This is a genomic window from Caballeronia sp. LZ028 (assembly GCF_031451415.1).
Taxonomy (GTDB): domain Bacteria; phylum Pseudomonadota; class Gammaproteobacteria; order Burkholderiales; family Burkholderiaceae; genus Caballeronia; species Caballeronia zhejiangensis.
The window spans coordinates 1416251-1429334 of record NZ_JARUXN010000001.1; the positions used below are offsets into that span (position 1 = coordinate 1416251).

Here is a 13084-nt window from a genome sequence, read left to right on the forward strand (position 1 = left end):
ATTTCGCTAGGAGACAGTCATGCGAGTCAGCGACATTCTGAAAGTTAAGGGCAACACGCTGTTCACCGTGACACCGGACACGCCGCTCTCCGACGCAATCGACACGATGGCCGCGCACGATATCGGCTCGCTCGTCGTCATGGAGTACGGCGATCTGGTCGGCATGCTGACTTTCCGCGAAATCATCCTGACGTTGCACAACAATGGCGGCTCGGTCGGCGCGACGACCATCCGCAAGGTCATGGACGACCATCCGCTCACCTGCACGCCCGAAACGGACGTAAACGAAGTGCGCCGCATGATGCTCGAACATCACGTGCGCTATCTGCCGGTCATGGAAAAGCGTCAGTTGATGGGCGTCATCTCGTTTTATGACGTCGCCAAGGCGGTCGTCGAAGAGCAGGGTTTCGAAAATCGCATGCTGAAGGCGTATATCCGCGACTGGCCGGAGCAGCAGGAAGAAGCACGCTGAGCATGTCGATGTCGCGAGGCGTCGCGCTTCGCGTGCATCGGATCCACCGAAGCGCGCCCTCATGGCGCGCTTTTTTACGTCTGGCCCAAGTGGGAGGGTTAGCATTTCGCCCGGTTTCCCTTCCATTCGGATTCGACCGCGGACATTGCGCGATCAACGCCGAACTCAACTATTGCGCAAGACATGAGTGACAAACCGCTGCGCGCCTCGCCGCGCGCTTCCCGACGTTCCCAAGCCGAAGGCGACGGGCAGTTTCGCCTGTTGCGCGAGCGCCGTTTCGCGCCGTTCTTCTGGACGCAGTTCCTCGGCGCAATGAACGACAACGTCTTCAAGGTCGGCTTCACGTCGCTCGTGACGTTTCAGGCCGCGCGCTTCTCCGGCGTCGATCCGAAGACCGCCGCGTTTCTCATTTCCGCGATTTTCATCGTGCCGTTCTTGCTGTTCTCCGCGACGTCCGGCCAGATCGCCGACAAGTACGACAAGGCCGTGCTCGCGCGGCTCGTGAAGAGCTTCGAGATCGTCGTGATGCTGATCGGCGGCGCGGGTTTTCTGCTGCACAGCGCGCCGCTGCTTTACGCGTGCACGTTTTTGATGGGCGTGCATTCGACCGTCTTCGGCCCCGTCAAATACGCGTATCTGCCGCAGCATCTCGATTCGCATGAACTCGTCGGCGGCAACGGACTCGTCGAGATGGGCACCTTCGTCGCGATCCTGATCGGCACGATCATCGGCGGGGCGGCGGCGGGCGCGTCGGAACACGGCGCGATGCTCCTCGCGATCGCGTGCATCGCGTTCGCGATCGTCGGGCGCGTGGCGTCGGCGTTCGTGCCGAAGTCGGACGCATCGCAGCCGGACTTGCGCATCAACTGGAATCCGGTCTCGGAGACATGGCGCAATTTGAAGCTCGCGAAGCAGGACCGCACGGTGTTTCTGAGCCTGCTCGGCATTTCGTGGCTGTGGTTCGTCGGCGCAACCTTTCTCACATCGTTCTTCAATTTCGCGAAGGACGTGCTTTCCGCCGATCCCGACGTCGTGACCATCCTTCTCGCGACGTTTTCCATCGGCATCGGCACGGGATCGCTACTCTGCGAGCGGCTTTCGAAGCGGCGCGTCGAGATCGGGCTCGTGCCGCTCGGCTCGATCGGCATCAGCGTGTTCGCGATCGATTTGTTCTTCGCGAGCCATCGCATCGCGCCGGCCGGGCATCTGCTCAACGTCGGCGAATTCCTGATGACGCTGCCGCACTGGCGCATTCTCGCGGACCTCTTTCTGCTCGCCATGTTCGGCGGCTTCTACAGCGTGCCGCTCTACGCGCTGATCCAGGCGCGCAGTCAGCCGACTCATCGCGCGCGCATCATCGCGGCGAACAACATCCTCAATTCGTTTTTCATGATCGTGTCGGCGCTGATGGCGCTCGCGCTTACGTCGTTGGGCGTCGGCATTCCGGGACTCTTTCTGACGACCGCGCTGCTCAATGTCGTCGTCGCGGTCTATATCTATTCGCTGGTGCCGGAGTTTTTGCTGCGCTTCATCGCGTGGATTCTGGTGCACACGTTCTATCGGATCCGTCTCGTCGACGCCGAGCGCATCCCGGCGCATGGCGCGGCCGTGCTCGTGTGCAATCACGTGAGCTTCGTCGATGCGGTCGTCATCATGGCCGAAAGTCCGCGGCCGATTCGCTTCGTGATGGATCACCGCATCTTTCGCACGCCGTTCGTCGGCTGGATGTTCCGGCATGTGAAGGCGATTCCGATCGCGCCCGCACACGAAGACGCCGACATGCTCGAACGCGCGTACGCCGCCTGCACGCGGGCTTTGGATGACGGCGATCTCGTCTGCATCTTTCCCGAAGGCAAGCTGACGCGCACGGGGGATATCAATCCGTTCCGGCACGGCATCTCGGAGATTCTGCGGCGCCATCCGGCGCCCGTCGTGCCGATGGCGCTGCGCGGTCTGTGGGGCAGCGTGTTCTCGCGCCACGAAGATGCGCAATGGCCGCGTCCGATCCAGCGTGGGGCGATGACGCGGCTGACGCTCGCGGTCGGCGAACCGATCGCGCCAGAGGACGCGACGCCCGCGCATCTGCAGGAAGCCGTGTCGGTCTTGCGCGGCGCGCGGCGGTAGACGGCGCTGGCATAATAGCGGTTTCCCCGACACTTTTTTTCAGGTCGACGCTCATGTCCGGCAATACCCTTGGCACGCTCTTCACCGTCACGAATTTCGGCGAGTCGCACGGTCCGGCGATCGGCTGCGTGATCGATGGTTGCCCGCCGGGCATGGCGCTCAGCGAAGCCGATATTCAGATCGAACTCGACCGGCGCCGCCCCGGCACGTCACGTCACGTCACGCAGCGGCAGGAAGCGGATCAGGTCGAGATTCTTTCCGGCGTGTTCGAGGGCGTGACGACCGGCACGCCGATCGCGCTCCTGATCCGCAATACCGATCAGCGCAGCAAGGACTACGGCAACATCGCGCAGACCTTCCGTCCCGGTCACGCGGACTACACCTATTGGCAGAAGTACGGCGTGCGCGACTATCGCGGCGGTGGCCGGTCATCGGCGCGTCTGACCGCGCCGACCGTCGCCGCCGGCGCGGTTGCGAAGAAGTGGTTGCGTGAGAAGTTCGGTCTCGAAACGCACGGCCGCATGAGCGCGCTCGGGGAAATCGACATTCCGTTCGTCGACTGGCGCCACGTGCCCGAGAATCCGTTTTTCTCGGCGAACGAAGCAATCGTGCCGCAGCTCGAGGAATACATGGACAACCTGCGTCGCGACGGCGATTCGGTCGGTGCGCGCATCGAAGTCGTCGCGGCGGGCGTGCCGGTCGGTCTCGGCGAGCCGCTTTACGATCGCCTGGACGCCGATATCGCCCACGCGATGATGGGCCTGAACGCCGTGAAGGCCGTCGAGATCGGCGCGGGCTTCGCGAGCGTCGCGCAACGCGGCTCGCAGCACGGCGACGAAATGACGCCCGAAGGCTTCGCGACGAACAATGCGGGCGGCATCCTCGGCGGCATTTCGAGCGGGCAGGACATCACGGTGTCGATCGCCATCAAGCCGACGTCGAGCATCCGCACGCCGCGTCAGTCGATCGACAAGGACGGCGCCAGTGCGACGGTCGAGACCTTCGGCCGTCACGATCCGTGCGTCGGCATCCGCGCGACGCCGATCGCCGAAGCGCTGCTCGCGCTGGTGCTGATGGATCACGCGCTGCGGCATCGTGCGCAATGCGGCGATGTGGTCGTCGGAACGCCGAAGATCGCGGCTCAAGCGCCGTCGAAATAAAAGAAAAGGGCGCCGATTTGGCGCCCTTTGTCGTTTCAGACCTTACATGTTCGGATAATTCGGCCCGCCGCCGCCTTCCGGCGTAACCCAGACGATGTTCTGCGTCGGGTCCTTGATGTCGCAGGTCTTGCAATGCACGCAGTTCTGCGCGTTGATCTGCAGGCGCTCGTTGCCGTCGTCCGACTTGACGAACTCGTACACGGCGGCGGGGCAGTAGCGGCTTTCAGGACCGGCATACGTGCGCAGGTTCACGTTGACCGGCACGCTCGGATCCTTGAGCGTCAGATGCGGGGGCTGATTCTCTTCGTGGTTCGTGTTCGAGATGAACACCGACGAGAGACGGTCGAACGTGAGCTTGCCGTCCGGCTTCGGATAGACGATCGGCTTGCATTGCGACGCCGGCTTCAGCATCTCGTGATCCCAGTGCTGATGATGCAGCGTCCACGGCACGTTGCCGCCCATCACCTTTTGCTCCAGACCGACCATGAACGTGCCGAGGTACAGACCCTTGCTCATCCACTGCTTGAAGTTGCGCGCGCGGTAGAGTTCGGTCTTGAGCCACGAACTGTCGAACGCTTCGGGATAGGCCGTGAGTTCGTCGTTCTGGCGGCCCGCCTGAACGGCTTCGAACGCGGCTTCGGCGGCCATCTTGCCGGACTTGATCGCCGCGTGGCTGCCCTTGATGCGCGATACGTTGAGGAAACCCGCGTCGTCGCCGGCAAGCGCGCCGCCCGGGAACGCGAGCTTCGGCAGCGACATCAGGCCGCCGGCGGTGATCGCGCGCGCGCCGTAGGAAATGCGCTTGCCGCCTTCGAGGAACGCGCGGATCGACGGATGCGTCTTGTAGCGCTGGAATTCCTCGAATGGCGACAGATACGGATTCGAATACCCGAGCCCGACGACGAAGCCGACCACCACCTGATTGTTGTCCATGTGGTAGAGGAACGAACCGCCGTAGGTGTCGGGTTCCAGCGGCCAGCCGGCCGTGTGGATCACGAGACCGGGCTTGTGCTTGACGGGGTCGATTTCCCACAATTCCTTGATGCCGATGCCGTACACCTGCGGATCGGCATTCTTGTTGAGCTTGAATTTCTCGATGAGCTGACGGCCCAGATGCCCGCGCGCGCCTTCGCAGAAAAGCGTGTATTTCGCGTGCAGTTCCATGCCGAGCTGAAAATTCTCCGTCGGCTCGCCGTCCTTGCCGACACCCATGTTGCCGGTGACGACGCCGCGCACCGAACCGTCGTCCGCATACAAGACTTCGGCGGCCGGAAAGCCCGGGAAGATCTCGACGCCCACGGCCTCGGCCTGCTGGCCGAGCCAGCGCGTGACGTTGGCGAGCGATATGACGTAATTGCCGTGATTCTTGAAATTGTCGGGGAGAAGCCAGTTCGGCACCTGCTTCGCGTCGTTTTGCGACAGGAACAGGAACCGGTCTTCGGTCACTTCGACGTCGAGCGGCGCGCCTTTTTCCTTCCAGTCGGGAATGAGCTCGGACAGGCCGCGCGGATCCATGACCGCGCCGGACAGGATGTGCGCGCCGATTTCGGAGCCTTTCTCCAGGACGCACACGCCGATTTCGACGCCTTTTTCTTCCGCCAGTTGCTTCAACCGGATGGCCGCCGACAAACCGGCTGGTCCGCCGCCGACGATCACGACGTCGTATTCCATCGATTCGCGGGGACCGTATTGCTCGATGAGGCTCGCCGGGGTCATCAATGCTCCTATGTGCCGTTAGAATGCCCTTTCGGGATCGCGTATTTTCAGGGAAGGTGAAGCGGGCCGCAACCAAAGCTCGCTAATTTAGCACGATCGTACTATTATTCACGACACCCGCGCTATCGGTGTTGACGCTTATTGCCCGCATCGGCGCGCCGCGTGCCTGCCCGGGCTGAGCCAACCATAAAAAGGGAAGCACAATGGGCCGTTCGATCAACCTGGAAGGCAAGGTCGCGCTGATTACCGGCGCGTCCAGCGGTTTGGGCAAGCGTTTCGCGCAAGTGCTGTCGCAGGCGGGCGCCAAAGTGGTGCTCGCCAGCCGGCGCACGGAGCGCCTGAAGGAGCTGCGCGCCGAAATCGAGGCGTCGGGCGGCGCCGCGCACGTCGTTTCGCTCGACGTCACCGATTACCAGAGCATCAAAGCGGCGATCGCGCATGCGGAGACCGAAGCGGGTACCATCGACATCCTCGTGAATAACTCGGGCGTGTCGACCACGCAAAAGCTGACGGAGGTCACGCCCGCGGACTACGAATTCGTGTTCGGCACGAACGTGCGCGGCGCGTTTTTCGTCGCGCAAGAGGTCGCCAAGCGCATGATCATGCGCGGCAACAGCAACAGCGCGGCCAAGCCGGCCTATCGCATCATCAACGTGGCGTCGGTGGCAGGCTTGCGGGTGTTTCCGCAGATCGGCCTCTACTCGATGAGCAAGGCCGCCGTCGTGCAGATGACAAAGGCGATGGCGCTCGAGTGGGGCCGACACGGCATCAACGTCAACGCGATCTGCCCGGGTTATATCGATACCGAGATCAACCACCACCACTGGAAGACCGAGCAGGGGCAAAAGCTCATTTCGTTGCTGCCGCGCCGCCGCGTGGGCTCGCCAAACGATCTCGACGGTCTCTTGCTGCTGCTCGCCGCCGACGAATCGCAGTTCATGAACGGCTCGGTCATCTCGGCGGACGACGGTTTTTCGCTTTGAACTTTTTAGCGCACGCAATGACCACGCATAACGATTTCCACACCGTCTTCGAACTTTCCATGCCGATCCGCTGGGGCGACATGGACGCCTTCGGGCATGTCAATAACACCGTCTATTTCCGCTACATGGAGCAGGTGCGTATCTCGTGGTTCGAAGAGATCGGTCTCGTCGGCGGCAATGGCGACGGGCAAGGGCCGGTGATCGTAAACGCGTCGATGGAGTTTCTGAAGCAGCTTCAGTATCCCGGCGACGTGATCGGGCGCATGTCCGTCGGCAAGCCGGGGCGCAGCAGTCTCGATACGCGCTTCGAGCTGTATCGCGCCGATGAACCCGCCGCACTGTATGCGCGCGGCGCAGCGAAAATCGTCTGGATCGACTACGCGGCGGGCAAGTCCGTGCCGCTGCCGGACATGTTGCGGCAGATCATCGAGACCGCCGCGCCCGTCGCGCCGTAAAGCGCGCAGGTCAGGTGCCGAGCAGCCGTTGCAGCAGTTCGGTCGCATTGCCCGTGTCGTACTTTCTCATGAGCCGCGCGCGGTAGATATCAACCGTCCGCGGGCTGATATCGAGCACGCGGCCGATCTGCTTGCTCGTCTTGCCCGTCACGAGCTGCGCGGCGATCTCGCGCTCGCGCGGCGTCAATTCGATCGCGACCCGCCGCGTCGCGCTCAAGTCCTCGAATGTCCAGACGCCCGCCGCGTGAGGCGCGGTCCGGTCGAGCGCGCGGCCGGTGACGTGACACCAGAACAGTTCGCCGTTCTTGCGCTTCATGATGCGGTCGTCGCTGTACGTGCCTTCCTTGCTGATATGCGCGGCGATGCGCTCGCCGATGCGCGCGAACTCGTCCGGCGAGGGATACAGCACCTCGAACGACTTGCCGATGAGCGCCTCGCGCGTGGAACCGAAGATCGCGCAAAGCTGCTCGTTGCAGTCTTCGATGGTGCGCTCGCGCGAAAGCACGAGCCCGACGGGCGCAAGTTGAAACGCGGTTAGATAATCCAGTGCACGCATGTGAGATCGGGCGCGCGGCGCCTTGCGTTTCGCGGCGAAAAGCGCCGGGAACCAACGCGCGCGGGCAAAGACTTATGTATTTTTGCGTATTGTGCCGGATCATCGGCACAAAGTACGCTTGTGCCACGTCAAAAGGCCGCGCGATGCGCTCGAACAGTGCATCGGCGGCATCAAAAAACCGATTTTCAGTTGGTTTCAACATGGAAGGGACACACAGATGAACAAGGTCTATCCCAGCGCGAAAGCCGCGCTCGAGGACATCGTCAAGGACGGGCAGACGTTCGCCGTCGGCGGTTTCGGGCTGTGCGGCATTCCCGAAGCGCTCATCGCCGCGCTGCGCGATACGGGCGTCAAGGGCATCACCTGCATCAGCAATAACGCGGGCGTCGACGGCTTTGGCCTCGGTCTCTTGCTCGAGACGCGCCAGATCAAGAAGATGATTTCGTCGTACGTCGGCGAAAACAAGGAGTTCGAGCGCCAATACCTCGCCGGCGAACTCGAGCTCGAATTCACGCCGCAGGGCACGCTCGCCGAGAAGCTGCGCGCGGGCGGCGCGGGCATTCCGGCGTTCTTCACGAACACCGGTTTCGGCACGGTGATCGCGGAAGGCAAGGAAACGCGCCAGTTCGGCGAGAACCATTACGTGCTCGAGCATTCGCTCACGGCCGACGTCGGTCTCGTCAAGGCATGGAAGGCCGATAAATCCGGCAACCTGATCTTCCGGCGCACCGCGCGCAACTTCAACCCGATGTGCGCGATGGCCGGCAAGATCACCGTGGCCGAAGTGGAAGAAATCGTCGAGACGGGCGAACTCGATCCGGACGCGATCCATCTGCCCGGCATCTACGTGCAGCGCCTCGTGCTGAATGCGCAGCCGGAAAAGCGCATCGAACAGCGCATCGTCCGCGCGAAAGGAGAGTAATCATGGCTTGGACTCGTGACCAGATGGCCGCGCGCGCGGCGCAGGAACTGCAGGACGGCTTCTACGTGAACCTGGGCATCGGCTTGCCGACGCTCGTCGCCAATCACGTTCCGGACGGCATGGAAGTGTGGCTGCAGTCGGAAAACGGTCTGCTCGGCATCGGGCCGTCGCCGTATGAAGACGAAGTCGACGCCGATCTCATCAACGCCGGCAAGCAGACCGTGACGACGCTGCCGGGCTCGTCGATCTTTTCATCGGCGGATTCGTTCGCGATGATCCGCGGCGGCCACATCAACCTGGCGATCCTCGGCGCAATGCAGATCAGCAAGAAGGGCGATCTGGCCAACTGGATGATCCCCGGCAAGATGATCAAGGGCATGGGCGGCGCGATGGACCTCGTCGCCGGCGTGAAGAAAGTCGTCGTGCTGATGGAACACGTCGCGAAGGGCGACCTGCACAAGATCCTCGAAGAGTGCTCGCTGCCGCTGACGGGCGTGGGCGTCGTGGATCGCATCATCACCGATCTCGGCGTGATCGACGTCACCGACAATGGCCTCAAGCTCGTCGAGCTGGCCGACGGCGTGACGGTCGAGGAAATTCAGAAGAAGACGGGCGCGCCGCTCGATGTCACGAGCGTGAAGTGATAGCGGCGTGACACGAACGCCGGTTCTCTCGGCGTGAGCGCGAACACGGGCGGGCGAAGCTTTCGGAGCTTCGCCCGCTTTGCTTTTGCGGGTTTCGCCCGCATCTGTGCACGCGGGAAGGGGTCGTCCGTTCGGCATAGGCCCGCTCGATCCGGTGAGATGCGCTTTACAATCGTTTCGACACTTCCACGAGGACCTCTCCATGACCGCATCCATCGTCGCCGAAGCCGTGCATTCCGATCTGAGCGAGCCGCGCCAGCGCTTCGTGCAATGCGCGAGCCCGGCGGGTCTGCATCGCATCGCCTATACGGAGTGGGGCGATCCGGCCAATCCGCGCGTGCTGCTGTGCGTGCACGGCCTGACGCGCTCGGGACGCGACTTCGACAAGCTCGCGCAAGCGTTCGCGCGGGACTATCGCGTGGTGTGTCCGGACGTGGTCGGGCGAGGACTGTCCGACTGGCTCGCGGATCCGCGTTACTACGGCGTGCCGCAGTATGTCGCGGACATGGTAACGCTGATCGCGCGGTTGAACGTCGAGACGGTGGACTGGTTCGGCACGTCGATGGGCGGTCTCATCGGCATGGCGCTCGGCGGCTTGCCGAACACGCCGATCCGAAAGATGCTGCTCAACGATGTCGGGCCGCATATCGAACCGGTCGCGCTGCAGCGTATCGGCGAGTATCTCGGCAAGCCGGCGCGTTTCGCATCGCTCGACGAAGGCGTGCGGCACGCGGCGGCGCTCGCGTCGTCGTTCGGGCCGCTGACCGACGAGGAGTGGGCGAGCATCAACACGCCGCTCCTGCACGAGCGCGACGGTGCGTGGGGCTTTCGCTACGACCCGGGCATCGCGACGCCGTTCACGTCGGCCACCGATGAGCAGAATGCGGCCGGCGAGGCGTTTCTTTGGCGCTCGCTCGCGTCGATCAGGACGCCGGTGCTCGTCGTGCGCGGCGAGAGCTCGGATTTGCTGTCGCGCGAGACGGTCGCGCAAATGGTCGAGAAAGGTCAGGCCGTGACGAGCGCCGAGATCCCGGGCGCGGGTCACGCGCCGGCCTTTCTTGTCGAAGATCAAATCGCCATCGCCAGGGGGTTCTTTCTCGGCGATGACGCGAGCGGGGCATAATATTGGGCTGAACATAAGGTGCTTGCGCGCCGCTTGCGCTTCTTTTCTCACCATCACCGATCAGGAACAAACAATGGCAGTCATTCGTCATCACGTCGGGCCGCGCCTTTCCGAAACCGCGATCCACAACGGCACGGTGTATCTCGCCGGCCAGATCGCCGAGGACACGGACCAGGACATCACCGGTCAGACGCGCGAAGTGCTCGGTCACATCGACCGCCTGCTCGAAGAGGCGAACAGCGACAAGTCGCACTTGCTGTCGGTGCAGATCTATATCTCGGACATGATCCATTTCCCCGGCATGAACGCCGTGTGGGACTCGTGGGTCGCGGAAGGCAACACGCCGCCCCGCGCCACCGTCGAGGCGAAGCTCGCCAATCCGGCGTGCCTCGTGGAAATCGTCGTGATCGCCGCACAGCGCAACTGAATCGAGTCGTCTGAAGTATTGGCATCGCCCGAATGACCGAGACCGCCGTCCCCACCGAAACGTTGCCCGAGCCGTCCATCGACGACGCGCTCGCGTTCGTGCGCGAGCACGCGAAGGACGCGCGCGTCTCGACGGGCGAACTGCTCGCGGACCACGCTGCCGGCACCGCGCGCATCATGCAGACGCTCAACGTCGATTCGCACGCGGTCGCCGCCGCGGCGCTCTTCGTGCTGGCGCCGCATCTCGACGATCCGGAGAAGGTGATCGCGGAGCGCTTCGGCCCGGAAGTGCAGCGGCTCGTCGGCGATGTGCGCAAGCTGTTGCGGCTTGGTTCGGTCAGCTCGCGCGCGACGCTCGCGGAACTGCCTGAAAACACGCGCGACGCGCAGGCCGCGCGCCGTGCGCAGGTCGAAGCGTTGCGCAAGATGTTGCTTGCGTTCGCGCAGGACATTCGCGTGGTGCTGATCCGGCTCGCCTCGCGCGTGCAGACGCTGCGCTACTACGCCGCGCACAAGATCGAACCGTCGCCCGACGTGCCGCGCGAGACGCTGGAGATTTACGCGCCGCTCGCCAACCGGCTCGGCATCTGGCAACTGAAGTGGGAACTCGAAGACCTGTCGTTTCGCTTCGAAGATCCGGTCACGTACAAACGCATCGCGAAGCTGCTCGACGAGAAGCGCGTCGAGCGCGAGACCTATGTGACCGAGGCCATCGCTCGTCTGCAGAAGGAACTGGAAACCGCGCACATCAAGGCGGACGTCAGCGGACGGCCGAAGCACATCTACAGCATTTGGAAGAAGATGCGCGGCAAGCAGCTGGATTTCGCCGAACTGAACGACGTGCGCGCATTTCGCGTGATCGTCGGCGACATCAAGGATTGCTACACCGTGCTCGGCATCGTGCACAACCTGTGGCAGCCGGTGCCGCGTGAGTTCGACGATTACATCTCGCGTCCCAAGCCCAACGGCTACAAGTCGCTGCATACGGTCGTGATCGGCGACGACGGGCGCGCATTCGAAGTCCAGATTCGCACGTACGAGATGCATCAGTTCGCCGAGTACGGCGTGGCCGCGCACTGGCGGTACAAGGAAGCGGGCGCGCGTGGCTATGCGGGGCAGGTGACCGCGAGCGAGAAATACGACGAGAAGATCGCATGGTTGCGTCAGCTTCTCGCGTGGAAGGACGACGTCGAAGGCGAGCATCCCGGCTGGCAGCATCTGCGCGACGCGACGCTCGACGACGACCATATCTACGTGCTGACGCCGCAGGCGCGCGTGATCGCGTTGCCGCAAGGCGCGACAGCCGTCGATTTCGCATATCACCTGCACAGCGAGCTCGGACATCGTTGTCGGGGCGCTCGCGTCGATGGCGCGATGGTGCCGCTCAACACGCCGCTGCAAAACGGACAGACGGTCGAGATCGTCGCGGTGAAGGAGGGCGGTCCGTCGCGCGACTGGCTCAATCCGCAGCTCGGCTATCTGCATAGCGCCCGCGCGCGGCAGAAAGTGCGCTCGTGGTTCCTCGCGGCGGATGCGGCGGAGAACATCGCGGCCGGACGGAGCATCGTCGAGAAGACCTTGCAGCGCGAGGGAAAGACGTCGGTCAGTCTCGAACAACTCGCGGCCAAACTCGGCTTCAAGGCGCCCGAGGAGCTTTACGCACTCGTCGCGAAGGACGAGTTCAGTCTGCGCAACATCGAGCAGGCGCTCTCCGATGCGCCGCCGCCCGAGCCCGAACCCGAAGCGCCCGAGCAGTTCGAGAAGCGCAGCAGCGGGCAAAGCGTGGCGCACGGAGCGTCGACGGGCGTGCTCGTCGTCGGTGTCGATGCGCTGCTCACGCAACTCGCGCGTTGCTGCCGCCCGGCGCCACCCGATCCGATCGCGGGATTCGTCACGCGCGGCAAAGGCATGTCGGTCCACCGCACCGATTGCGAGACGTTCAAGCGCATGGCCGAGCGCTCGCCCGAACGCGTGCTGCACACGACTTGGTCCGCCGAGGTGATGAACGGGCGTGGCTCGTCCGTTTATCCGGTGGACCTTTCGGTTGAATCGGCGGATCGCCAGGGCTTGCTGCGCGACATCTCCGAAGTGTTCGCGCGCGAGAAGATCAACGTGATCGGCGTGAAGAGCCAGAGCCGCAGGAATGTCGCGTATATGCAGTTCACCGTGGAAGTGTCGAGTGCAGCGCAGATTCAACGCGCATGCACGCTGCTCGGCGAAGTGCAGGGCGTGATTCGCGCTTCGCGTCGCGCGTAGCATTTAGAAGGGATTGAACGGATTGGCGAATATTTTCGATTTTTCTGAAGATAAGCACTTGCCAACATCTGAAACACTCCATATAATCTCACTTCTTTCAGGCTCGTAGCTCAGCTGGTTAGAGCACCACCTTGACATGGTGGGGGTCGTTGGTTCGAGTCCAATCGAGCCTACCAACGAAAACAAAATTCAGCGGACTTCGGTTCGCGGGGTTTCAAACCGCAAGAAGCGCGCAGCGCAAAAGGCG

At 63.1% G+C, this 13084-nt stretch carries 12 protein-coding genes and 1 tRNA gene; 11 read left to right on the top strand and 2 right to left on the bottom strand.

Translation table 11 applies throughout. The annotated features are described in order from the left end of the window. The first annotated feature begins 19 nt into the window (after nt 1-19). The 3 genes from QCE58_RS06645 (at nt 20) to aroC (ending at nt 3756) form a co-directional block, all read left to right on the top strand. Nucleotides 20-472 carry a CBS domain-containing protein gene (locus tag QCE58_RS06645; RefSeq protein ID WP_008350333.1) on the top strand — a complete coding sequence of 151 codons (453 nt, stop codon included), beginning with the start codon at nt 20-22 and terminating at the stop codon, nt 470-472. Between the two features lie 183 nt (nt 473-655). Continuing rightward, the gene (locus QCE58_RS06650) at nt 656-2596 is read left to right on the top strand and encodes an MFS transporter (protein ID WP_250439579.1); all 1941 of its coding nucleotides are present in this window, start codon (nt 656-658) and stop codon (nt 2594-2596) included. Between the two features lie 53 nt (nt 2597-2649). Continuing rightward, complete coding sequence (aroC, locus tag QCE58_RS06655) at nt 2650-3756, top strand: chorismate synthase (protein WP_250521060.1); 1107 nt, start codon at nt 2650-2652, stop codon at nt 3754-3756. Between the two features lie 42 nt (nt 3757-3798). On the opposite strand, the gene QCE58_RS06660 is transcribed toward aroC, so the two are convergent. Then, nucleotides 3799-5472, bottom strand: a complete 1674-nt coding sequence (locus QCE58_RS06660; RefSeq protein WP_250456430.1) for an electron transfer flavoprotein-ubiquinone oxidoreductase — start codon at nt 5470-5472, stop codon at nt 3799-3801. Between the two features lie 203 nt (nt 5473-5675). Between QCE58_RS06660 and QCE58_RS06665 the strand changes: the two genes are divergently transcribed. Beyond that, complete coding sequence (locus QCE58_RS06665; RefSeq protein ID WP_008350325.1) at nt 5676-6455, top strand: SDR family oxidoreductase; 780 nt, start codon at nt 5676-5678, stop codon at nt 6453-6455. A 17-nt stretch (nt 6456-6472) separates the two neighbouring features. Then, nucleotides 6473-6910: a thioesterase family protein gene (locus QCE58_RS06670; protein WP_008350323.1), complete on the top strand. Its 438-nt coding sequence runs from the start codon at nt 6473-6475 to the stop codon at nt 6908-6910. 10 nt (nt 6911-6920) lie between these two features. Here the strand turns inward: QCE58_RS06670 and QCE58_RS06675 are convergent, their stop codons facing one another. Continuing rightward, a complete protein-coding gene (locus QCE58_RS06675; RefSeq protein WP_250521061.1) occupies nt 6921-7466 on the bottom strand; it encodes a LuxR C-terminal-related transcriptional regulator in 546 nt (181 codons plus the stop codon). Between the two features lie 217 nt (nt 7467-7683). Here QCE58_RS06675 and QCE58_RS06680 point away from each other — a divergent pair, with 217 nt between their 5' ends. From QCE58_RS06680 to QCE58_RS06705, 6 genes are all read left to right on the top strand, one after another. Then, nucleotides 7684-8388, top strand: a complete 705-nt coding sequence (locus tag QCE58_RS06680) for a CoA transferase subunit A (protein ID WP_008350318.1) — start codon at nt 7684-7686, stop codon at nt 8386-8388. A gap of 2 nt (nt 8389-8390) precedes the next feature. Next, nucleotides 8391-9032: a CoA transferase subunit B gene (locus QCE58_RS06685; protein WP_250521062.1), complete on the top strand. Its 642-nt coding sequence runs from the start codon at nt 8391-8393 to the stop codon at nt 9030-9032. A 202-nt stretch (nt 9033-9234) separates the two neighbouring features. Next, complete coding sequence (locus QCE58_RS06690; RefSeq protein ID WP_250507355.1) at nt 9235-10155, top strand: alpha/beta fold hydrolase; 921 nt, start codon at nt 9235-9237, stop codon at nt 10153-10155. Between the two features lie 73 nt (nt 10156-10228). Continuing rightward, complete coding sequence (locus tag QCE58_RS06695; RefSeq protein WP_008350311.1) at nt 10229-10582, top strand: RidA family protein; 354 nt, start codon at nt 10229-10231, stop codon at nt 10580-10582. Between the two features lie 32 nt (nt 10583-10614). Then, entirely contained in the window at nt 10615-12837 is a 2223-nt protein-coding gene (locus tag QCE58_RS06700; protein WP_034472050.1) for a bifunctional (p)ppGpp synthetase/guanosine-3',5'-bis(diphosphate) 3'-pyrophosphohydrolase, read from the top strand. Between the two features lie 99 nt (nt 12838-12936). Continuing rightward, a tRNA-Val gene (locus QCE58_RS06705) sits at nt 12937-13013 on the top strand. The last annotated feature ends 71 nt before the right edge of the window (nt 13014-13084 follow it).